Annotated in this window: 19 protein-coding genes; 7 read left to right on the forward strand and 12 right to left on the reverse strand. The window is 46.5% G+C overall.

Annotation, left to right across the window (positions count from 1 at the left end; genetic code table 11):
* Nucleotides 1–18 precede the first annotated feature (18 nt).
* The 3 genes from yegD to VHA02S_RS10070 all read right to left on the reverse strand — a co-directional run bounded on the left by yegD (nucleotide 19) and on the right by VHA02S_RS10070 (nucleotide 2,641).
* Nucleotides 19–1,371 carry a molecular chaperone gene (gene yegD / locus VHA02S_RS10060; protein ID WP_038897500.1) on the reverse strand — a complete coding sequence of 451 codons (1,353 nt, stop codon included), beginning with the start codon at nucleotides 1,369–1,371 and terminating at the stop codon, nucleotides 19–21.
* An 86-nt stretch (nucleotides 1,372–1,457) separates the two neighbouring features.
* Nucleotides 1,458–2,084 (reverse strand): hypothetical protein, encoded by a 627-nt coding sequence (locus VHA02S_RS10065; protein WP_009696323.1) that lies wholly within the window; start codon nucleotides 2,082–2,084, stop codon nucleotides 1,458–1,460.
* Between the two features lie 236 nt (nucleotides 2,085–2,320).
* The gene (locus VHA02S_RS10070) at nucleotides 2,321–2,641 is read right to left on the reverse strand and encodes a DOPA 4,5-dioxygenase family protein (RefSeq protein ID WP_005450131.1); all 321 of its coding nucleotides are present in this window, start codon (nucleotides 2,639–2,641) and stop codon (nucleotides 2,321–2,323) included.
* Between the two features lie 593 nt (nucleotides 2,642–3,234).
* Between VHA02S_RS10070 and pdhA the strand changes: the two genes are divergently transcribed.
* Genes pdhA through VHA02S_RS10085 form a run of 3 tightly spaced genes read left to right on the forward strand, consistent with a single transcriptional unit; the run spans nucleotide 3,235 to nucleotide 6,444 of the window.
* Nucleotides 3,235–4,329, forward strand: a complete 1,095-nt coding sequence (pdhA, locus tag VHA02S_RS10075) for a pyruvate dehydrogenase (acetyl-transferring) E1 component subunit alpha (RefSeq protein WP_038897499.1) — start codon at nucleotides 3,235–3,237, stop codon at nucleotides 4,327–4,329.
* Complete coding sequence (locus tag VHA02S_RS10080; protein ID WP_038897498.1) at nucleotides 4,322–5,305, forward strand: alpha-ketoacid dehydrogenase subunit beta; 984 nt, start codon at nucleotides 4,322–4,324, stop codon at nucleotides 5,303–5,305. Before pdhA ends, VHA02S_RS10080 begins: the two co-directional genes overlap by 8 nt.
* Complete coding sequence (locus tag VHA02S_RS10085) at nucleotides 5,302–6,444, forward strand: dihydrolipoamide acetyltransferase family protein (protein ID WP_038897497.1); 1,143 nt, start codon at nucleotides 5,302–5,304, stop codon at nucleotides 6,442–6,444. Before VHA02S_RS10080 ends, VHA02S_RS10085 begins: the two co-directional genes overlap by 4 nt.
* 128 nt (nucleotides 6,445–6,572) lie before the next feature.
* Here the strand turns inward: VHA02S_RS10085 and VHA02S_RS10090 are convergent, their stop codons facing one another.
* Both VHA02S_RS10090 and VHA02S_RS10095 read right to left on the reverse strand, forming a co-directional pair.
* Entirely contained in the window at nucleotides 6,573–7,538 is a 966-nt protein-coding gene (locus tag VHA02S_RS10090) for an electron transfer flavoprotein subunit alpha/FixB family protein (protein ID WP_038897496.1), read from the reverse strand.
* A gap of 11 nt (nucleotides 7,539–7,549) precedes the next feature.
* Entirely contained in the window at nucleotides 7,550–8,299 is a 750-nt protein-coding gene (locus tag VHA02S_RS10095; RefSeq protein WP_038897495.1) for an electron transfer flavoprotein subunit beta/FixA family protein, read from the reverse strand.
* 278 nt (nucleotides 8,300–8,577) lie between these two features.
* Here VHA02S_RS10095 and VHA02S_RS10100 point away from each other — a divergent pair, with 278 nt between their 5' ends.
* Both VHA02S_RS10100 and VHA02S_RS25805 read left to right on the forward strand, forming a co-directional pair.
* Complete coding sequence (locus VHA02S_RS10100) at nucleotides 8,578–10,239, forward strand: electron transfer flavoprotein-ubiquinone oxidoreductase (protein WP_038897494.1); 1,662 nt, start codon at nucleotides 8,578–8,580, stop codon at nucleotides 10,237–10,239.
* A 145-nt stretch (nucleotides 10,240–10,384) separates the two neighbouring features.
* The gene (locus VHA02S_RS25805) at nucleotides 10,385–10,552 is read left to right on the forward strand and encodes a hypothetical protein (RefSeq protein ID WP_153303268.1); all 168 of its coding nucleotides are present in this window, start codon (nucleotides 10,385–10,387) and stop codon (nucleotides 10,550–10,552) included.
* A gap of 52 nt (nucleotides 10,553–10,604) precedes the next feature.
* Here VHA02S_RS25805 and VHA02S_RS10105 read toward each other — a convergent pair whose 3' ends face one another.
* Both VHA02S_RS10105 and ard read right to left on the reverse strand, forming a co-directional pair.
* Nucleotides 10,605–11,576 carry an FAD:protein FMN transferase gene (locus tag VHA02S_RS10105; RefSeq protein ID WP_038897493.1) on the reverse strand — a complete coding sequence of 324 codons (972 nt, stop codon included), beginning with the start codon at nucleotides 11,574–11,576 and terminating at the stop codon, nucleotides 10,605–10,607.
* A gap of 95 nt (nucleotides 11,577–11,671) precedes the next feature.
* On the reverse strand, nucleotides 11,672–14,686 hold the full coding sequence (ard, locus tag VHA02S_RS10110; RefSeq protein WP_038897492.1) for a flavocytochrome c: 3,015 nt from the start codon (nucleotides 14,684–14,686) through the stop codon (nucleotides 11,672–11,674).
* 764 nt (nucleotides 14,687–15,450) lie between these two features.
* On the opposite strand from ard, the gene VHA02S_RS10115 reads away from it, so the two are divergent.
* Nucleotides 15,451–17,214, forward strand: a complete 1,764-nt coding sequence (locus VHA02S_RS10115) for a leucine-rich repeat domain-containing protein (protein ID WP_038897490.1) — start codon at nucleotides 15,451–15,453, stop codon at nucleotides 17,212–17,214.
* Nucleotides 17,215–17,258: 44 nt separating this feature from the next.
* Here VHA02S_RS10115 and VHA02S_RS10120 read toward each other — a convergent pair whose 3' ends face one another.
* Entirely contained in the window at nucleotides 17,259–17,906 is a 648-nt protein-coding gene (locus VHA02S_RS10120; protein WP_038897489.1) for a glutathione S-transferase family protein, read from the reverse strand.
* Between the two features lie 118 nt (nucleotides 17,907–18,024).
* Between VHA02S_RS10120 and VHA02S_RS10125 the strand changes: the two genes are divergently transcribed.
* Nucleotides 18,025–18,855: a LysR family transcriptional regulator gene (locus VHA02S_RS10125; protein ID WP_029790706.1), complete on the forward strand. Its 831-nt coding sequence runs from the start codon at nucleotides 18,025–18,027 to the stop codon at nucleotides 18,853–18,855.
* Between the two features lie 9 nt (nucleotides 18,856–18,864).
* Here the strand turns inward: VHA02S_RS10125 and VHA02S_RS10130 are convergent, their stop codons facing one another.
* The 4 genes from VHA02S_RS10130 to VHA02S_RS10145 form a co-directional block, all read right to left on the reverse strand.
* Nucleotides 18,865–19,437: a dioxygenase family protein gene (locus VHA02S_RS10130; RefSeq protein WP_038897488.1), complete on the reverse strand. Its 573-nt coding sequence runs from the start codon at nucleotides 19,435–19,437 to the stop codon at nucleotides 18,865–18,867.
* Between the two features lie 138 nt (nucleotides 19,438–19,575).
* Nucleotides 19,576–20,244, reverse strand: coding sequence for an arginine ABC transporter permease ArtM (gene artM / locus VHA02S_RS10135; RefSeq protein ID WP_005450156.1), 669 nt, complete (start codon nucleotides 20,242–20,244; stop codon nucleotides 19,576–19,578).
* Complete coding sequence (artQ, locus tag VHA02S_RS10140) at nucleotides 20,241–20,930, reverse strand: arginine ABC transporter permease ArtQ (RefSeq protein ID WP_005388570.1); 690 nt, start codon at nucleotides 20,928–20,930, stop codon at nucleotides 20,241–20,243. Before artQ ends, artM begins: the two co-directional genes overlap by 4 nt.
* Nucleotide 20,931: 1 nt before the next feature.
* Entirely contained in the window at nucleotides 20,932–21,663 is a 732-nt protein-coding gene (locus VHA02S_RS10145) for an arginine ABC transporter substrate-binding protein (protein ID WP_005443853.1), read from the reverse strand.
* Between the last annotated feature and the right edge of the window lie 23 nt (nucleotides 21,664–21,686).

Below are 21,686 nucleotides of genomic sequence, written 5' to 3' on the forward strand. Positions count from 1 at the left end.
TTCGTTCCTCGCTCAGTCTTACTGAAAGCAAACCTCTGCCCAGCGCGCTAGACCAGCAGTGACCGAACCAAAGTAGTTGCCACTCACCACTGGAATGTTTGGCAATACTGTCTGCACTGCATCACGCAAAATAGGTGAACGTGCCGAACCGCCCGTCATAAAGATCGCATCCGGCTTCACGCCCGCTTGCTCTACCGCTTCAGTAACCAAAGCCGTCATCTTGTTCTTTGGTGATTCAATTGCTTCAATCATCTCATCACGTTGAACATCGACTTCAATCAACTCAGACAACAAGTTAATGCCCGCACGGTAAGACGCTTGGTCAGACAACGCGACTTTGGCTTCTTCTGCGCGACGCACGATGTTGTAGCCCAGTGATTCGTGGTAAACCTCTAGCAAACGAGCCAGCTTCTCAGGCTCTTGCGCTTGCTTGTGCAGCAGTTTCAACGCCGATAAGTTTTCACGTGAGTAGAAATCGCTCTGCGCTTCCACATTGTTGATCGCAATTGGGTTCCAGAACTGCGTGGTTGGCATCATGATGCCCGATTCCATCTTGCTCTCCATACCGAATGGGAACATCAGTTGTTTGAACGCCAAGGCGATATCCAAATCGTTACCACCAATACGCTGACCACTGTGCGCCAACAGACTTGCTGTACGGTCGGCTTTACCTCGCCAAGATGGTCCCATCTCAATCAAAGAACAGTCTGTCGTACCACCACCGATATCAACCACCAGAATGGTTTTATCTTCGGTTAGCGTTGCTTCGTATTCCAGACCTGCCGCTACCGGCTCAAATTGGAATTCGATGTTCTGAAAACCAGCACGTTTTGCTGCTCTTAAAAGAATGCCTTCCGCTTGAATGTTTGCCGTCTCACCACCACGACCGTGGAAGTTGATCGGACGACCAATCACTGCATCAGTAATAATTTGCTGCGCGCTGTTCTCTGCTTGCGATTTGATGTTGTCCATCATGGCGCAAACCAGATCTTCAAAGAAACTCAGCTGAACATCACGCAGACCAGAAGCACCGAGGAAAGACTTTGGGGACTTCACGTAATAGATATCGCGAGGATCTTCCAAGTAGCGATTCAATGCCGCTTGACCAAACGCCATGTCTTCTGGCTCAAGTTCAATGCTTTCTTCACGATTAAGGTTGATCGCGCGACGCAAAACCTGCTCACCAACCTGATCGAAAGGTTTGATGCTGCGATGTCGGAACAAGTGTTCAGACACCGATTCACGCGTTGGTGCAGCAAGGGTGGAAGGAATGTAAGGGCTATTCCCTTCAAGGTTTAAAAGCTGCGGTTCACCTTGTTCCATTTTCGCCACCGAACAGTTCGCGGTGCCGTAGTCAAAGCCGATATACATAAGTCCTCCCACTGACGAAAAAAGGTCGGCAATCCTACCTCAACCTCAGTGGAATTACTACCGCAACTCAATGAAATAAGTGGCGCTTACTCTTTCTCGGCAGGTTCTTTCTTCATTGATGGCAACACAACCGCAAGCAACAAAGCCAACAGCAGAAATACCGGAGTGAGCGTAAGCCCATGCCAAATAGAGTATCCGTCGTGGAACAACCAAAAAATGCCGACAGTCAGCAGGTATGCAAAGTAACTGCAGAACACCAAACTAATCGCAACGAAGCGCGTGCGATTGATGATTAAGATTCGCACCAAATACTGGCTCATGATCCCCGCGCAGTGCACCGCCATTTGCCAATTAATGATGAAACACGCCAGTGCGACGAACCCAGATATTACCAAGGCATCGTGCGTGTTGAGAATGAAGTAGCTGCCAAAGCGACTGATGATGACGGAGTAATCGCCCTCGTACACTATCGACCATGATATGGCGTTTGCCGCAGCGACAAAATTGGCAAAATAAGCGATGGCATAGAAGGTAGTTTGAGAGCTGAATGGCTGAAAGACTTCGGAGCAATAGCCCTGCCATTCTTTTTGATTTGACGTAGGTCCGACCCAGTTACGTTTTTTGTTCGGCACTCGCTCTGCAAACGCAGGACCGTTACGAAACAACAACCAGAAAATATACAGCGCAAGTGCTACTAAGAGTATTGTAAGCATACCCTTTCCCCTCCAGAAATGTCCTTTTCCACTGCCAATGGCGTTGGGGTCGTAAACTGCACTTCCCTGTTTTTGTGCTTAATCTTGTTTTAACGCATTGTTAAACATCATAAATATAATCAAAACGGCAGTGACGACTTTATCACTACCGTTATTAAGGTTTAGCACACGATGGACGGAATTGCTGAATCTGGATAGACCAAACAGGAGGGAAAGAAACGGTCTACCCAAACGAATTATGCTTCGAGCTTTTCTTCAAACACGCCAAGCTCACGACCTAACCAAATCGCACGCTCGGTATGATCACGCAGCTCGTTGTCACTGACTGGATGAATCAAAACCGAAAAACCGCCACGAATAGTATCAAGCCATGCGATAAACTCATCACTTATCGATTCAACATGTAGCTCAAACATCGGCATCTTATGTGGACCAACCAACTTGCACACTAAAGGGAAAACGCGCAAAACATCTTGGCGTTCTTGACGAATGATCTCATTCAAGGCTTGAGCTTTATCCTGCTGCTGAAGCGGGAAGTAAACATGAATGTGGTACATAACTTCTCCATGCGTATCACTGACTTTCATTAGTCGCCACACTACCTTCATTCAACTATCGAGGGAAGCGACAAATTCAAATCTATCGTCAAAGCGTGACGGAGAGATTAACGTGTTACTAGATCTGCGCGAATATGGTTGATAAATCACTCAACCTGTCGAATTTTACAGCATAATTTTATTACAAATTTCCTGTCAAACTCAGTGATTCCCTTCAACTTCGAAAACGTACAATTCAAAAAAGCAGTGTTTTATCCTAGAAAAATACGGTGTAAGCGAAACTTTACTGTGGATTACAACTCAAATTAAAGCATAATTTAACAATTTGTTTACACTTACTGTATCTGGTTATACCAAGATTCATCACTGGATTAGGCGGTGTAAACAGCAGTAATAAATGACGCCTTGTGTTTTACCAGAACACACTTTTGTTAGAGAGACGAGCACCAAAAGCGTCGATAACTATCAAAACAACTGCAATCCTAGGTATGACCTTTTGCGCTGATATCAAAGCCTGAGTACCCATACAGGCTGAGATCGAAACAATGAGCAGCTGCAGTCCAAAAGACCCGCAGCGTCAAAAGGAGCTTGAGATGAACGTTCAGGCATTACCCATGCATCGGTTTATCGACCATGATGGGAACCTCGTCAGCCAACTACCCAACTGGGCTGATCTCGAAATATTGGTCGGGTTTTATCAAGACATGATATTAACTCGCACTTACGATAACAAAGCCGTTGCCTTGCAGCGCACTGGTAAATTAGGCACCTACCCATCACACCTTGGCTCGGAAGCCGTTGGGATAGCGGTAGGCAGAGCGCTAAAAGCCAGTGATGTATTTGTTCCTTATTATCGCGATATGCCCGCCATGTGGTGTCGTGGTATAGGAATGGAGAAGAACCTGCAATACTGGGGAGGCGATGAACGCGGCAGCGACTTCGCTCCCGAAGGTAGCCCTTTTCCTAGCAAAGATCTGCCCTTCTGTGTCCCAATCGCAACACAGTGTACCCATGCCGTTGGTGTTGCAGCAGCACTGAAAATCCAAGGCAATCACGATGCGGCTTTGGTGATGTGCGGTGATGGCGGCACTTCCAAAGGCGACTTCCTTGAATCCATTAACTGTGCGGGCGCTTGGAACATCCCATTAGTCTTTGTGGTGAACAATAACCAATGGGCGATCTCCGTTCCGCGCAGTTTGCAATGTGCTGCGGAATTTCTCTCAGAAAAAGCTAAAGGCGCCGGTATCCCTGGTCTTACGGTGGATGGCAATGACGTCGTCGCGGTATTTGATGCAACAATGACCGCCCTTGAACGAGCGAGAAAAGGCAAAGGCGCGACGTTAATTGAAGCAGTAAATTACCGCTTGAGCGATCACACCACCGCCGACGACGCGACCCGCTATCGTAACGAGGACGAGGTTCAAACGGCTTGGCAATATGAGCCCGTCCGTCGACTTAAAGCCTTTCTCACCAATCAAGGCGTTTGGAGTAACGAGAAAGAGCAAGAGTGGCAAGCCCACTGTAAAGAACAAGTTGAACTCGCCGTTGAACGTTATCTCAACATGCCGAATCAAGCGCCTGAAACGGGCTTCGATTTCCTTTATGAATCCCTACCCCAAGAGCTTCATGCGCAAAGGGATGAGCTAATCAACAAAGCAATGCGAATGCAGGGAGGGAAACATGGCTGAACTCACGTTAGTTGAAGCAGTGAACCTCGCGCTGCACCATGAAATGGAACACGATCCGAATGTCATCGTCCTTGGCGAAGACGTGGGTGATAACGGCGGTGTATTCCGCGCCACTGTAGGGCTCAAGCAAAAATACGGTCTTAAGCGTGTTATCGACACACCTTTAGCTGAAGCGCTTATTGGCGGAGTCACTGTCGGCATGGCAACGCAAGGCTTAAGACCTGTGGTAGAGTTTCAATTCCAAGGCTTTGTCTTCCCTGCATTGGAGCATTTGATGTGTCACGCAGCACGAATGCGTAACCGTACTCGTGGTCGACTCACCTGCCCTGCAGTGTTCCGCGCGCCCTTTGGTGGTGGTATTCACGCACCAGAGCACCATTCTGAAAGTGTCGAAGCATTGTTTGCTCACACCGCAGGTTTTAAGGTTGTGATTCCTTCATCTCCGCAACGCGCTTATGGTTTGCTCCTAGCAGCAATTCGTAGCAACGATCCGGTGATGTTCTTTGAGCCAAAACGTATCTATCGCACAGTGAAATCTGAAGTGGTGGATAACGGCGAAGCGCTACCTCTCGACACTTGCTTTACCCTACGCAAAGGTCGCGACATTACGTTAGTGACTTGGGGAGCGTGTGTTGTCGAATCACTGCAAGCGGCTCAAACGCTGTCCAATCAAGGTATCGAAGTTGAGGTGATTGATTTAGCCAGCATCAAACCCATTGATACCGCGACCATCTTCCGTTCGCTTGAGAAAACCGGACGCCTCTTGGTGGTACATGAAGCCAGCAAAACCTGTGGTGTCGGCTCAGAACTGCTAGCCAGAACCGCAGAACATGCGATGTGCCTCCTCAAAGCGCCACCAAAACGTGTCACTGGTATGGATACCATCATGCCGTACTACCGCAACGAAGATTATTACATGATTCAGGAAGAAGACATTGTGCTCGCCGCGCGCGAACTCGTGGAGGATTGGAAATGAAGACATTTAACTTACCCGATCTCGGCGAGGGTCTCGCTGAGTCAGAAATTGTGAAATGGCATATTAGTGTTGGCGATATGGTCAAGCTGGATCAAGTGGTGCTTACCGTCGAAACAGCAAAAGCGACCGTGGATGTTCCTGCGCCTTATGGTGGTCGTATCGTGAGTCGTTATGGTGAAGAAGGCGACGTAATCAACATTGGTGCTCTACTTCTTGAAATCGATGAAACGGGAGCAGAACAAACCGTCTCCGAACAGAAACAAACTGCCGATGCAGCAACGGTGGTTGGTAATGTCTCCCAACATGCACACAGCGTGAATGTGGACGATTTCTGGATTGGTGGTGAACATAATCCATCGCCAGATAACCTCATCACTGCGCTTCCTTCTGCTCGCCTATTAGCGAAAAAACTGGGTGTGGATTTAGATTTGGTCAAAGGCAGCGGTCCGGATGGTTTGATCGTCGATGCCGATATCTACGATGAAGCAGGCAAGCAGCGTCCGGGCACAGAGGTGCTTAAAGGCGCACGCCGAACCATGGTATCGACCATGGCTGAATCCCATCACAATGTCGCAGCTGTCACCATTACCGAAGAAGCCGTTTTGGAAGGCTGGAAGCAAGGCGAAGACATCAGTATTCGTCTGGTCCAAGCGATCGTGCATGCCTGTCAGGAAGAGCCTGCCATGAATGCATGGTTCGATGCCGAAACCATGACGCGTTGTGTCCACAGTACGGTGAACATTGGTATTGCCGTAGACAGTCGACACGGTTTATACGTACCGGTTCTAAGACACGCTGATGAATACGAGCCACAAGAGGTACGTCGTTGGTTAGACCAAACCGTACAAGGCATACGTGAACGCAAGATCGGTCGTGAGCAGTTACAGCACGCCACCATTACGCTTTCAAACTTTGGCGCAATTGCAGGCATTTACGCAACGCCAGTGGTCACGCCGCCACAAGTCGCGATTGTCGGTGCAGGTCGAATCATTGAGAAAGTCGTAATTCGAGACGGGCAAGCTGTGGCAGTCAAAGCCATGCCGCTGTCGATTACGTTTGACCACCGAGCATGTACCGGCGGTGAAGCAGCAAGGTTCACAAAAGTACTGGCGGAGCACTTGAGAAAAGCGAGTGTTTAGAGAACGTTTGTCCCGAACAATAAAGGGCTTCCGATTGGAAGCCCTTTTGTTTTGAGGATGAATTTAAAGAGAGATTCCCTACTCGCTCATTCTTCACTCCAGGGAATGACGCCCGAAAAATAGCGAAATTAAACCTTCTCCAATAATTCCGGCATAATCTCAAACAAATCGCCAACCAAACCATAGTCTGCGACTTGGAAGATTGGTGCTTCAGGATCACTGTTGATCGCCACAATCACCTTGGAATCTTTCATCCCAGCCAAATGCTGAATGGCTCCGGAAATACCCACGGCAATGTACAGTTGAGGCGCGACAATTTTACCCGTTTGTCCAACTTGCAAATCGTTAGAGACAAAGCCTGCGTCTACCGCAGCGCGTGATGCACCAATTGCACCACCAAGCTTATCAGCAAGCTGTTCCACCAGCGCGAAATTCTCTTTGCTGCCTAACCCTCGACCACCAGAGACAACAACGTTTGCCGCAGGTAGTTCTGGTCTTTCACTTTCCGCTTTTTGCTGTGAAACAAACTCACTGTGCTCTGCCTTAATGACAGTTTCTAACGTCACGACATTCTCGACTACTGGTGAGTCAGACACCGGAATTGCGTCAAACGATGAACTTCGAATCGTCATTACTTTGGTTGTATCGTCCGAACGAACTCTGGCTAACGCATTACCGGCATAAATGGGGCGAATAACCGTATCGAGCGATTCGATCGCAATCACATCTGACAATTGCCCAACATCCAGTAAAGCAGCGACACGAGGCATCAAGTTCTTACCGAAAGTACTCGCAGGGGCAAGGATATGCGAATAATCTCGACCAACTTCGGCAATCAAGCTAGACAAGTTTTCTGCCAATGCATGCTGATATTCAGCAGCATCAATCGCAATGATCTGTGAGATGCCCTCTGCACACTTCAACTCATTCAATACTGAGCCGCATTGATGCCCGACTAACAAGGCGGTTACAGGCAAAGAGGCACCGTCTTGTTGAATCTGAGAAGCCGCGCTCAACGCACGTAATGTATCCGCTAAAAGTGATTGGTTATCGTGCTCCACAACGACCAAGGTTGCTAACGGTTTGTTTTCCATAGTTATGCCTCCTAAATCACTTTCGCTTCATTTTTGAGTTTGTCGACTAACTCGCTCACACTGCCAACCATCTCACCGGCTTTACGAGCAGGCGGCGTCATGACTTCCAGCACTTGCTGAGAGCGCTCAACACTCACACCAAAGAAGTCTGGCGTCATTACCGATAGCGGCTTCTTCTTCGCTTTCATGATATTCGGTAGCGAGGCGTAACGCGGTTCATTCAAACGTAAATCCGTACTGATGATCGCAGGCAAATCCAGTTTGAGCGTCTCTAAGCCACCGTCGATCTCTCGCGTAACCAGAACCGTTTCCCCTTCTACTTTCACTTCCGAAGCAAATGTCCCCTGCGGACGATTCGTCAGTGCCGCCAACATTTGCGCGACTTGGTTGTTATCCGTATCGATTGATTGTTTGCCCAGCAGCACCAATTGAGCCTGTTCTTGCTCGATCACGGCTTTGAGTAACTTCGCGACCGCAAGCGGTTCTGGTGACTGTTCAACATCAATATGAATCGCACGATCCGCACCTAATGCGAGTGCTGAGCGCAATTGTTCCTGACAACTGGTGTCACCAATCGACACCACTAACACCTCCTCTGCGACTCCAGCTTCTTTAAGGCGAACTGCCTCTTCCACCGCAATTTCACAGAATGGGTTCATCGTCATCTTCACGTTGTTGGTTTCCACGCCGGAACCATCAGATTTGACTCTTACTTTAACGTAAGGGTCAATTACACGTTTAATCGCAACCAGTACTTTCACATTCCCTCCTAGCAGATCGCAAAGCGATACGCGTCCTAGCAATTGGGTCATGCGTGACAAAGATTGGTGTTAAAGCTCAGTCTTTTCATTACCTTGGTAACAAAAAACGCATTGTGACATTGTCACTAAAAATCTTTATCACGCCTTATGACGTTACCATTTGAGCTTAGTTTAGTTTACGTTTACGTCAACTGGACTATAGTTCTTTATACGAGCACTGCGTAATAGAAGAAGCACCTGAAACACAAAGAAAGGTTTCGCATAAAGGAAGCAAGAAGATGGAAAGAGAATGCATGGAATTTGATGTTGTGATTGTCGGCGCCGGACCTGCAGGTTTGAGTGCAGCATGCCGCTTAGCGCAACTCAACCAAGAACGTGAAGGTGAACCGCTGTCTATTTGTGTGGTAGAGAAAGGTTCAGAAGTTGGTGCACATATCTTATCTGGCGCGCTATTCGAAACGCGTGCATTAGGTGAACTCTTTCCTGATTGGCAAAGCATGGGCGCGCCGCTTTCCGCCGCTGTAAAAAACGATGCCTTCTTATACCTAACCACAGAACTTAATCACGTTCGTGTTCCCCACTTTCTTACCCCCAACCCAATGCGCAATGATGAAAACAACTACGTCATCAGTTTGGCGAACTTGTGTCGTTGGTTAGCAGAACAAGCAGAATCACTTGGTGTTGAGGTCTATCCCGGTTTCGCCGCATCCACAATTAACTACGATGCATTTGGCGCAGTTACAGGGGTAAACACCAGCGATATGGGCTTGGACAAGAACGGAGAAGCCAAACCCAACTTTGAAGCCGGTATTGAGCTAAAAGCCAAATACACCGTATTCGCCGAGGGGTGCCGAGGTCATTTAGGTAAAGAGCTCATCCAACGATTTGGTTTAGACGATGATAAACAACCGCAACATTATGCGCTTGGACTTAAAGAGATTTGGGAGTTACCTGCCAATGCCAAAGATCAATCAGGCAGCGTGATTCACTCTGCTGGGTATCCACTGAGTGAATCCAACACCACCGGCGGCGGTTTTCTCTACCACATGGAGAACAACCAAATCGCTGTCGGGCTTATTGTCGACTTGAATTACAGCAATCCTTACTTAAGTCCGTTTGACGAATTTCAACGCTTTAAGCACCACCCTGCTATCGAACAACATTTGAAAGGCGCTCAACGCATCGCTTACGGTGCAAGAGCCATTGCGAAAGGTGGGTTGTCTTCTCTGCCGAAACAGCAATTCCCCGGCGGTTTATTGATTGGTTGTGATGCGGGCACCTTAAACGTCGCTAAGATCAAAGGCAGCCATACTGCGATGAAATCCGGTTTGTTAGCCGCAGAGGCGATTGCTGAAGCAATCACACAATCCAATTCTGAACCGGATTACCAAACCAAGTTTGAAGATTCATGGTTGTATGAAGAGCTTAGTGACACACGCAACTTTGGTGCGAACATTCACAAATTCGGCAGCGTACTAGGCGGAGCACTTTCCACCTTCGAACACAATCTGTGGCAGCCTCTGGTGAAAAAACCAATACCATGGACAATCACAGATCCTTCGCACGATCATGAACAGCTGAAACCAATTGATGAGTGCCAACCTATTCAATACTCGAAACCAGATGGTGTAATCAGCTTCGATAAACCCTCATCAGTATTTTTGTCTGGTACACAACACGAAGAAAATCAACCTTGCCACTTGCAACTCGCCTATCCTCATATTCCAATTCAAGTCCATTTGAAGAAGTTTGATGAGCCAAGCCAGCGCTACTGCCCTGCTGGCGTGTATGAAGTGGTGGAAGTCGAAGGCGAGCAAACATTCCAAATCAATGCAGCAAATTGTGTGCATTGCAAAACCTGTGACATCAAAGATCCGTCGCAAAACATCACATGGAAAGCACCAGAAGGTGGCGGCGGACCGAGCTATCAAAACATGTAGAAACGTTAGTATATTGACAGTCTAACAAATGGATAAACAATCCAACTGCTGTTTTTATGCAGAAAAATTTGACTTCGACACGAAGAAATCCACCAGCGAATTTCAATTACGGATATAATGCAGCCCTTGTTCCAGCTGATGAATCATGACAATGCGAAAATACTACGTAACTGAAGGCGACACGACGTCTAAGAAAGAGAAAATTGCCTACCCAAAACTGGCGCTATGTGACCAATGTGTGGGTAGTTATGTTGTGATCAGTGAAGGCGAACGCACGTACGAAGAGTGCGCTAAATGCGGTGCGGACGATTAACGCTAACGCGATAATTTAATGATACGAGGCAGGTTTGAATCTCTGCCTCATCTTACTCTTCCAGAACTGGCTCTTCGCGCAATAAAATACAGCCTTTATAATCCATCAGCCCTTGTGTGACGTGCACTTCACCTTGCTTTGAAACAACCACTGCCTCGATACCCTGTTGCTGATTTAGGTACGACATCGATTCTTCTACGCTCGGTAAAAAGCCAGCGGTACTCCAAATTTCACCATCGACAGACAGGTGAGAGATAATCGTCAAACTGCCGATATCGGTTGAGATTGGCATCCCTGTTTTGGCATCCAACAAGTGATGATAACGCTGCCCGTTGGATTCAAAAAATCGCTCATTGATACCCGATGTCACCATCGACATGCCTTGTAAAGGTACGACGCGAAGGACGTCACCACGCTCTGATAATGGGTTCTGAATGCCCACATTCCATGCTTTGTTGCTGTTATCTGGCGAATGACCGATGGTCAGTACGTTCCCACCCAAACTGATAAAACCGCTTTGTACGCCTGCTTCAACCAGTTTGTGCTTTACCTGATCGGCAAAGTAACCTTTAGCAATCGCACCCAAGTCTATCTCCATCCCCCTTTGAGATAAGAACACCGAGTGTTCATCTTCGCCCAAAATGATCTTGGTCGGATCGACCAACGATAACTTGCCGGTAATCACATCAGGAGACGGCACTTTGGCATCCTTAAAACCAATTCGCCACGCTTTTACAAGCGGACCAACTGCAACGTTAAACGGGTTTCTTGTGTCTTCACTGTGCTGTTTAGCAAGCTTAATCAGGTCAAATAGATCCTGCGCTACCACCACCGGTGTAATACCCGCATTTTGGTTGACGCACATCAGCTCAGAGTTGGATTGATTGACCGTAAATCGCTCTGCATAATCGGCGAGTTGCGCGTAGGCTTCTCTTATTAGTTGCTCACCGTTCGAGTGATACACCACCACATCGATAAAGGTGCCCATCATCTGAAATCTGGCGCTGTATTTATTGGTGCTCATCGATTTCTCCAAACACTAAATACGGAAAAAGAGGGAAGCATCACTCCCCTCTTATTGATTACTTATCTTGCTCTGTTTCGCTCTTGAATGAGTGCTTAAATAAGATCAGAAGCACTTTCACCAGCGATACGACCATAAGTGAAGATATCGATCAGCGCGTTGCCACCGAGGCGGTTGCCCGCGTGGATGCCACCCGTTACTTCGCCTGCTGCGTACAGACCTTGAATAACTTCGCCATCTTTACCAATCACGCGCGCCTTAGTATCAATCTTCAAGCCACCCATTGTATGGTGAACCGAAGGCTGACGTGGCGTTGCGTAGAACGGTGCTTTTTCCACTTTCAAACCGAACGCACTCTTATGGAACTCAGGATCCTGTCCTGCATCCACACAAGCGTTGTATTGTGCGATGGTGTTAGTTAGCTCTTGCGTCGGAACGCCAATTTTCTCAGCCAACTCTTCTAGCGTATCAGCTTGAATAATGATGCCTTCTTTGATTTCGTGCTCGATGGTTTCATCTGATGTATTCGCTGCGGTTTGACGAATGTTCTCATCCGCAATCATGTAGATCAGACCACCGTTATCGAAGAACGCCTCAGAAAGCACGTCACGGCTACCACACTCATCAACAAAGCGCTTACCTTGCTTGTTCACAAATACAAAGTTCTCTGGTGGCACAATCAGACCGGTTAGCAGCGCACCTGATTTAGGGTCACCAACTGGCATTAATTGCACAAAGCCCATGCCGACTAATTCTGCGCCCGCTTTCTCACCAATTTCGATGCCGTCACCAACCAATGCTGGTGAGTTTGTGGTCTTGATGTCGTCCGCGATTTCTTTCCAGTATGTGTTGTACTTTTTGATCATCTGAGTGTTTGCGCCGAAACCACCAGAAGCCAACACCACACCATGATTCACATGAAGGATAAGTTCTGTACCGTCCGCTTGAACCGCTTTGATGCCCACCACTTTACCGTTATCAACCATCAAATCCGTTGCACGTGTGTCAGTAATGATGCGACCGTTTTGTTCTTGAATGCGTTTTGATAGTTTGTCTACAAACTCTACGCCTTTTGGACGTTTAGGTTTGTGTGCACGACGCCACAAAGCACCAACGGGAATCTCAACAACGCTACGGTCAAAATCAATGCCCTTTTCACTCAACCAATCAATGGATTCCATAGAGCGAGATGTTAGAGTTTCAACCAAATCGTATTGACCATAAATCGATTCACCGTTCAGGTCGGTACGTTTACCGCCAAGGTAGGTTTGAATGCGGTGTAATTCGACAGAATCAAACAAGTACTGCTTGCCGTTCTCAAGATCTGTAAAGTAGCCATCCAGTTGCGCTTTAAGTACTTTAAAGTCTTCTAAGTACTCACCCGCAAACTCGGATTCCGCTGTTTTCGCTAGCAGCATCAAGGTTTCTTTTTCACCAGGAAGTGCTGGGAAATCACCTTGCCATTTTGGTTCTGCCGCGTTCACCCAACCGCCAGTACGCACCGTGTTACCACCGATTGCAGGGAACTTCTCAAGCAAAATAACCGACTTACCTTTATCTAGTGCCGTCAACGTTGCACTCAAGCCGGCACCGCCGCCACCAACAACCACAATATCCACGGTTTCTTCGATGGTTTTCGATGACCATGCAACCGCTTCTTTGGCTTTGCAGCGCAGTGCTTCTGAGTTACCGCCCGCGAGATCAACCGCGTTCGAGACCCCGTCCAGTACCGCTTGGCTGCTGACTGTCGCACCTGAAATCACGTCGATGTTCAGTGTTTGACCATCAAGGATTTGTTGAGGAATACGTTCAAACGCTGGGTTTGCGATACCGTCTGATTCTTTGGAAGAGTCCACCACAATGTCGAGGATTTTATCTTCAGAGAAAGTTACCGTAACAGGTAAATCACCATTGTGACCGCGACCATACGCCGTGTATTCACCTGAGTTAAATTTGATTGGAACGTTCTGCAGCTCTTTGATGCGTTGGTGCTTCAATGCTTCTGCTGCGCTGTCCACAATCATGTAGTCCATGATTTCCCAAAGTGGTGTTGGAATTTGCAGCGCTTCTTGTTGCGCGATGTCCGCGAACTCAGCACAAGTTTCATCGTTAAGCGCTTTGTTTGCCCAAGTAGGTTCAACCAAATAACCTTTACCGACACTAACCATGTCGTAACCTTGCTCTAGGGCATTTTCTGCATCTTTGCGCTGAGCAATACCACCAACACCAATCACTGGTACTTTCGCAACACTTTCAGATTGAAGCTTACGGTATTTGTCGATTAGCGGCTCTTGGTCTTCTGGCGTAACAATTGAGTTACGTAACCAGCTACCCATTGAGAAATGGAAGTAATCCAAGCCGTGAGTCGCAAGCTTATCTAGCAGGAACATGGTGTCATCAAAGCGGATGCCCGGTTGTTCAATCTCTTCAGGAGAGAAGCGGTAACCGATGATGAAATCAGATTTGTTATGTTGCTCAGCCACTTGCTTAGTTTTTGCAAGTACAGCTAATGGGAAGGAAGTACGTCTTTCAATGTTACCACCCCATTTGTCGTTACGACGGTTTGAGTGTGGCGAGAAGAATTGCTGAATCAGGTATGTGTTTGCGCCGTGGATTTCAACTCCATCGAAGCCAGCAAGGATTGCACGGTTTACTGCATCACCAAAGCGCTCGATCATCTCTTCGATTTGTTCTTTGGTCATCTCAAGTGGTGTTTCAGCGTTGTCACGCAGCGCAGCGACAGGACTTGCAGAAATCGGTTGGTGTCCGCCATTGAACTCAGGGTTTGCCATACGACCGGCATGGTAAATCTGCAGAATCGCTTTGGAGCCCTTTGCTTTAATCGCATCGGCAAGCTTGGTTAAACCTGCGATTTTGCTGTCGGTATCAATACCCAGCGCACCCGGGAAAGCACGACCGTAATTCTCTACAAACGCACTCTCGACAATGATCGCCCCTGCATCACCGGAACGAGCTGCATAGTAGTTGATCATCTCTTGCGTTACGCCGCCATCAAAGAATGCAGACTGAATCGTCATCGGTGCCATCACGATACGATTATGCAGTTTGACCCCTGATTGAAATGCAATTTCATCGACTAACTGAGCCATAAATAGTTTCCTTTAACAGATTAATTCTCATATCAAAGGCACCTCCAGTTCGACCAACGCACCACAAGTGTTTTTGATATGAAAACCAACGCCCTCATTCGATAACCACAAAAATATTATTGATTTGACCGTATGAGTAAAATGAATACTTTGCATTTTAGCTATGACTGAAGCGCATTAATCAAAGGCTAAGTGGTTTGATTTGAATGGTAAAAAAGGCAGGAGATGAAGTGCGACGCCTTAATGTTTAGTTAGGCGCTAAGCCTTTTCTGAACTGGAATATAACGAGTAATTTAAGTGCTAACTTACGAAGAAAAGGTAAAAGTGAATTGGGTAACTAGACGAGTACTCAGCGACTCAACAAGCCTACGAGGTACGGATATTATCGCTGTTATCTGTACTCCGTATTTTTTGTCTCAAGTCTTTATGACTCATCTCTAAGAGTCACATAACCGACTTTCATCACGGTCAGATAATTTTACAAAAAACAGATATTGCCTGTCACCCATTGCACAATTCATCGCTACTTTATTTGCTTTCGAAATGCCCCCTCCCACCGACGTTACCTTCATCACCATTCGAAAAATTTAGATGAAAAAGCTAATAGTTCCGGTAGTTTACCTAGAGTTTTATTTTGAGAGATTGCGTAAACTGCTGCAGAACTATTCATTGTTGCTCTATTCATTGTCGAAACAGCATTCACTAACGGCAAGGCAATTGAGCGCCTAAAACTAAAAAGAAAATACTTCGAAAAGGATTAATATATGAAGGCGTCAGTGGTAAACCTAATCTGGTTATCCGGTAAAATGGTGATGGCAACAAGTAGTTTGGCGTTATCCGGTTTTGCTTATGGTTCCACTCCAGAAACCATTGGTGACATTCAGTTCGTCGACCTAAACTTTGCTGATTGCTTTTCCGGCTACGAAGCGTCTTCGCCAAACATTTTGACCGAACTCGACTGCTCCAACAATAACATTAGCTCTGTGGAAGAAATTAAATTTTTCCCTGCACTAGAACACTTGATTCTTCTAAATAACAATATTAGAAGCGTCGATACTACACATAATCCAAAGCTCAAACGCCTGATCTTGGCGAACAACCAATTGAGAGATATCGACCTATCTCATAACCCAGAGCTTGAAACTCTGACTATTTCAGAAAACAACCTGACACAGCTCAACATCAATAAGAACTCGAAGCTGAAAAGTCTCTACGCATACAAAATGCCTATTGCAGAAATAGACGTTCGCCAACTATCACGGTTGCGTGACCTTGGATTCAGTGCCCATAAACTGACAGAACTTAACGTTAGCCAAAACTCCGAACTCAAGACACTCTTTCTTGGAAGTGGCAGCCTAACTACGATCGACTTAAGCCATAACCCAAAGCTTTCGCACGTATCTCTTCAATCAAACCAATTGCAAGAGATTGATTTGTCGAAAAGCGCGAATCTTAAGCACCTTAACGTGCGCAATAATAAGCTCACCAGTTTGGACTTAAGCCAACAGACACAGTTGCAAGAAGTCAAAGCAGACTATAACCAGTTGACCGAATTCCAATTGGGTAAAAACCCAAATTTAACGTCACTAGAGCTAAACAATAATAAATTGACCAAACTGGACCTGACTCAACAACTAGCCTTGAAGAAGTTCACAGCATTCAACAACCCACTTTATGATATTACATTGCCTGAAGGTCATGAGTTTGATCTGTTTTCAGTCGAGGGTTCACCTTATGCCGCTGCTCTAACAACGACCTCTCAAGCAAGCGAAGAGAAAAACATCTCAGACCTACTATCTCCTCGTGTCAGCATTATTGAAGGTGGTGTAATAACGCAAGAGGGAAAAGAGTACACCGTGACTCCAACACAAATGGTGATGCCAAAACTCGGCCAATACATTGGCTTTCGATACTCGGTTACGTTGCCCAAGAATGCACAGGGTGAAATAGAGCCTAGCCTTGCAAAAACCAACAAATTCCCAATTACTGTCCGGATGACGCATCCAAAGATTGTCGATCCTAAAACGGGCAAAGGGTTCACCGAATCCACTTGGCCTGACACCATGTTTAAGCATGATCGTAACCTCGCGATGTGGTATTTCGGCGATAAAAGCGAGCTGGTGTCCGGTCGTTGGAAACTCGAGATACTTTACCGCGATAGCGTGGTAGCAAAAAAAGCCTTCCAGCTAGTCAATATGGATGATCCTAAAGAACTCACTTCAATCAAGGAAGCAGTGGTCATGCAAAACTTATTCAGTAAAGGTTCTAGTTATGTTTGCAAAGAAACCGCCTTTCAGCACTGTTTTGGGTTCGATAGTACTAGTAAATGTGAACAAGCTCTTGAGCCTTACACCAAGAGCTGCCAGGCAGTAATGGCACGAGAAATCAAAAAACAAAAGGGCAAGTTTGACAGTAAAGACGCTTTGAAAAATGCTTTTCTCTTTTATACAGGGTGTTTAATGGGGAGCTATGCAGAAGAAAATCATTTCGAGCGAACAGAAGTACTGCAATGTATGAAAGGTAAATAAGTTATTTTTAATAGAGCCTCACATCAAGTGAGGCTCTAGTGCCGTTAAACCTCTACCCCTGCTTCATCTTCTTCTACGATATCCGTTTCTTGACTCGCCTCTTCCAACCATTGCTTTAGAGATTCACTTGCTTGCACCTTCTGTTGGTAGGCTTTGGCACCTGCCGATAGCTCGATACCATAAGTTTGGAAACGCAATGCCACAGGTGCATACATAGCATCTGCAATCGACCATTCTCCAAATAACCAGCCGTTCGGATGCAGCTTGGCTTGTTCTGCCCAAATAGCGTCAATGCGAGCAATATCTTTACGTGCACCTTCAGTTAAATCGACTTTTCTGCGCGCGCGGATATTCATTGGGAGTTCGTTTCTTAAATCAAAGAAACCCGAATGCATTTCTGAAGCGATGGCGCGTGCTTTAGCTCTTTCTGCAGAGTTGCTTGGCCATGCTCTACTTTGCAAGTATTGCTCGTTTACGTATTCCAAAATCGCTAATGAATCCCACACTGTTGCATCGCCATCCATCAAGACCGGTACTTTCGCCGTTGGTGTAATATCTTCCAAGGTCTTATAAAAATCTTCCGTGAATAACTTGAGCTTGGTGACTTCCACATCCAGTTTGAATTGAGAAAAGATCAGCCATGCGCGAAGTGACCAGCTTGAGTAGTTTTGGTTAGCAATAAACAGTTTCATGACGCCTCCATGCGGTTCGTGTTTTGATTACCCATTCACAATATCTGATTGTATTTAAGGGGACTAACGGATAGTTTTGATGGAACACTTCAACAAAAACGATGGATGAGTTTTAGATATGGATATCGATGCGTTGCGCAGCTTTCTTGCTTTTGTAGAAACGGGAAGTTTCACTCGTGCTGCCAAGCAGATCAATCGTACCCAATCAGCATTTAGTGCACAAATGCGTAAGCTGGAAGACGAGCTCAGTGTCAGCTTATTTGAAAAAGAAGGTCGCAATCTTGTCTTAAGTGAAGCGGGATTGGCACTACGCTCTCATGCAGAGCAACTAGTCAGCTTACATAATCAAGCGCTGAAACAGGTGAAACGCTATGAAAATAAGCGCCCTCTTCGCTTAGGTTGTCCAGAAGATTACAACGACAATATCCTGCCTAAAGTCATTCGTGTATTACAACAATCTGAACCCACGTGTTCGATTCAAGTCTTCAGTGAGCCCAGCATCACCTTGAGAGAAAAGCTGGATGAAGGAAAGCTAGACGCCGCTATTGTGACTAGAGCACCGGACAGTGAAGAAGGTTATTGGCTAGCAAGCGACAAAGGCGTGTGGATTGCTCACCCTGATTTTAACATCGAGACCGCCCAACCTCTCCCTCTTGCCCTTTTCCAAACCGACTGCAAATACCATGCGGCAGCGGTAGACGGATTAACCAAACGTGGTATCCCTTATCAACTACTGGCGTGTTGCAATACAGCATCGGCACAAAGAGCGATTGTACGTTCAGGCATGGCTATCGGTGCTATGGGCAGTATTAGCGTTAGCGATGATCTCGAGATCTTAAACGATATGCCATCGCTGCCTTCCGTGGATATAGTACTGGTCACGGGTGTTGAGCCTCATCCAATACTGGACAAAGAATGCTTGGCGCAATTGGTTGAGTTAATGGCTTAATCGGATTAGCTAGCCAATCACAAAGTTAAATTCGCCCGTTAACCGCCCGTCGATTCGTATAGTTTCAAACTGCAGATAATCACGGGCTTTGCCTCCCCACCATTCATCGCCAGTATTGCCTTTCAAGTACAACTGAGTGGTCAGAAGTTCTTGATTATCTCGCCACAACTTAACGTGAATGTGCGGTGGGCGAGAAGCATAAGGTACAGGGTATAAGGTCTGAAACAAGTAGCGACCATCCGATTGAGTTTCGACTGCGCCAAAGCCAGCAAAGTGAGCATCAAACTTTTCGTTATTTGGTTGCTTAGGATGATCGTAAATCCCCTGCCCATCGCATTGCCAGATTTCTACTTTGATGCCTGAGGCAGGGTTTCCCGATGTATCTGATACTCTGCCTTGCAACACGATAGGTTCACCGACCAAGCCTTCTGATTGCAGAATCAAGTTTTGACGAAGAGGAATATCCACTACTGGATAAAATGGTCCTTCTGTTTGTGCTGGCGTCGACCGCATTGGTGTTTTCGCTTTTAAAGAGGGGGCGAACAACAATGTCCACAGTGCTAAAAAGTGTCTTCTTTCCATGATGCCACCAATGCAATTGGGTTGAATTAAGTTTGGTGGAACTCGAGGAATTTGCCATGACAAATATAAAAAATGCCCCTGCAAGAGAGTCATTCGCAGAGGCACTGTGGAACTAAACGATGAGTGTTGATTGAAGGATTATGCGGCTTCGAACGCCAATGCTTTCTTCTCTACCTGACGGAAAATGAGAGTCAGCACACCATTTACCGTTAAATAAAATGCGCCTGCAACACCAAATACTGTCAACGTATCGTAAGTTTGTGCGTTAATGCGCTGCGCGTAACCCATCAGATCCATGATCGTAATCGTACTTGCTAGTGACGTGCCTTTGAAGACCAAAATCACTTCGTTCGAGTAAGCCGGAACAGCACGACGAATAGCGTATGGCAGAAGCACTTTCAGTGTTGCTGTTTTGTTCATGCCTAATGCACGACACGCTTGCCATTGACCGGAAGGAATCGCGTTAAACGCTCCTTTGAACAACTGAGTGCTGTAAGCAGCGGTATTGAGTGCTAGTGCTAGCATCGCACAGAACCAAGGTTGGCTTAACCATGTCCAGAATACGCTTTCTCTTACGACATCAAACTGACCTGGACCGTAATACACCAAGAAGATCTGCACCAACAAAGGTGTACCAGTAAACAAGGTGATGATGCCACGACTTAACCAATGCAAACCCGGAGTACGTAAGATCAGAGTCAGCGTCATCATCAAAGCTAAGAGACAGCCCACCACCAAAGAAGCGGCAGTCAATTGAAGGCTAGTGCCTAAGCCATCCAGCATTTGCCAAACATGTTGTTCGTTCATGCGGTAGCCTCCTGTCCCATACTCATGCCTTGAATTGAGAACTTCTTATCAATCAGTTTTACGGCACGTTGCGTAATCAAAGTAATGCCTAAGTAAATCGCCGCAGCAGTTGCGTACCATGTAAACGCTTCATGCGTTGCTGCAGATGTTAGCTGTGCTTGCTTCAATAAATCCGTTACGCCAATCAGTGATACAAGCGCGGTATCTTTCAGCAAAACCAACCATTGGTTAGTTAAACCTGGTAGTGCGTGTCTTACTGCTTGTGGCAAAACAATGCGAACAAAAGCGTGTGCTTGACTGATGCCGAGTGCACTTGCTGCCTCTCTTTGCCCTCTTCCAACGGCTTTCAATGCGCCACGTAGAGTTTGAGAAGCATAAGAAGCGAAGATTAACGACAACGCCACCACGCCAGACAAGAACGGGCTAACCTCTATAAAGTCTCCGGTGATTAAAAACAGAACCTGCGTCGAACCAAAATAGATGAACAACACGACAAGGATTTCTGGCAAGCCACGTACAATCGTCACAAACGCCGTCATTGGCCATTTAACGAAAACGCGGCGAGACATTTCACCACTGGCGAATACCACTGCCAGAATCAAACCGACTAATAGGCTTGTGAAGGCTAGCTGGACAGTCATCCAACTAGCTTGAACAAGCGATAAAGAGTAACCCGTTAGTGCCATATTACTTACCGAAGTACTTGTTGTAGATTACGTCGTATTCGCCGTTTGCTTTCACTGTTTTCAGTGCTGTGTTCAGCTTGTTCACTAGCTCGTCGTTACCTTTGTTTACTGCGATACCGAAACCGTTACCGAAGTATTTAGGGTTAGTGACGTGCTCACCCACGTAAGCTAGGTTGTCTTCTTTCTTGAACCATTCTGCTACGACTGCTGTGTCACCGAATACAGAATCAATACGACCATTTTTCATATCGATGAACGCGTCTTGGTAGCTTGAGTAAGGAACCGCGGTTACGCCCGGCATTTGCTCAATCAGGTAACTTTGGTGTGTTGAACCGTTTTGAACACCAACACGCTTACCTTCTAGTGCTTTTTGATCAGCCACTTTTTCTTTGATAGAAACAAACGCTGCTGAGTTGTCGTAGTAAGGGTCAGAAAAGTTCACTTGCTCCAAACGTGCATCAGTAATATCCATTGCAGAGATAGCCGCATCATAACGCTTGAATTTTAATGCAGGGATCAGGCTGTCAAAAGACTGGTTGTGGAAGGTACATTTTGCTTCCATTTCTTTACATAGTGCGTTCGCCAGATCCACATCAAAACCTTGGATTTGGTTGTTTTCATCCATGTATTCGAACGGTGCGTAAGTCGCTTCCATCGCAAATTTGATCTCTTCTTGTGCTGCTGCGTTCGCTGAGACAAGGCCGATTAGTGAAGCTAGTAGAATCTTTTTCATTGCAATACTCCGTGTGTACTTAG

The organism is Vibrio harveyi NBRC 15634 = ATCC 14126 = KCTC 12724 (genome assembly GCF_001591145.1).
GTDB classification, from domain to species: domain Bacteria; phylum Pseudomonadota; class Gammaproteobacteria; order Enterobacterales; family Vibrionaceae; genus Vibrio; species Vibrio harveyi.

Coding starts and splice junctions, on each gene's coding strand:
- yegD (WP_038897500.1), bottom strand. CDS start 1,371: ATGTATATCGGCTTTGACTACGGCACCGCGAACTGTTCGGTGGCGAAA.
- VHA02S_RS10065 (WP_009696323.1), bottom strand. CDS start 2,084: ATGCTTACAATACTCTTAGTAGCACTTGCGCTGTATATTTTCTGGTTG.
- VHA02S_RS10070 (WP_005450131.1), bottom strand. CDS start 2,641: ATGTACCACATTCATGTTTACTTCCCGCTTCAGCAGCAGGATAAAGCT.
- pdhA (WP_038897499.1), top strand. CDS start 3,235: ATGAACGTTCAGGCATTACCCATGCATCGGTTTATCGACCATGATGGG.
- VHA02S_RS10080 (WP_038897498.1), top strand. CDS start 4,322: ATGGCTGAACTCACGTTAGTTGAAGCAGTGAACCTCGCGCTGCACCAT.
- VHA02S_RS10085 (WP_038897497.1), top strand. CDS start 5,302: ATGAAGACATTTAACTTACCCGATCTCGGCGAGGGTCTCGCTGAGTCA.
- VHA02S_RS10090 (WP_038897496.1), bottom strand. CDS start 7,538: ATGGAAAACAAACCGTTAGCAACCTTGGTCGTTGTGGAGCACGATAAC.
- VHA02S_RS10100 (WP_038897494.1), top strand. CDS start 8,578: ATGGAAAGAGAATGCATGGAATTTGATGTTGTGATTGTCGGCGCCGGA.
- VHA02S_RS25805 (WP_153303268.1), top strand. CDS start 10,385: ATGACAATGCGAAAATACTACGTAACTGAAGGCGACACGACGTCTAAG.
- VHA02S_RS10105 (WP_038897493.1), bottom strand. CDS start 11,576: ATGAGCACCAATAAATACAGCGCCAGATTTCAGATGATGGGCACCTTT.
- ard (WP_038897492.1), bottom strand. CDS start 14,686: ATGGCTCAGTTAGTCGATGAAATTGCATTTCAATCAGGGGTCAAACTG.
- VHA02S_RS10115 (WP_038897490.1), top strand. CDS start 15,451: ATGAAGGCGTCAGTGGTAAACCTAATCTGGTTATCCGGTAAAATGGTG.
- VHA02S_RS10120 (WP_038897489.1), bottom strand. CDS start 17,906: ATGAAACTGTTTATTGCTAACCAAAACTACTCAAGCTGGTCACTTCGC.
- VHA02S_RS10125 (WP_029790706.1), top strand. CDS start 18,025: ATGGATATCGATGCGTTGCGCAGCTTTCTTGCTTTTGTAGAAACGGGA.
- VHA02S_RS10130 (WP_038897488.1), bottom strand. CDS start 19,437: ATGGAAAGAAGACACTTTTTAGCACTGTGGACATTGTTGTTCGCCCCC.
- artM (WP_005450156.1), bottom strand. CDS start 20,244: ATGAACGAACAACATGTTTGGCAAATGCTGGATGGCTTAGGCACTAGC.
- artQ (WP_005388570.1), bottom strand. CDS start 20,930: ATGGCACTAACGGGTTACTCTTTATCGCTTGTTCAAGCTAGTTGGATG.
- VHA02S_RS10145 (WP_005443853.1), bottom strand. CDS start 21,663: ATGAAAAAGATTCTACTAGCTTCACTAATCGGCCTTGTCTCAGCGAAC.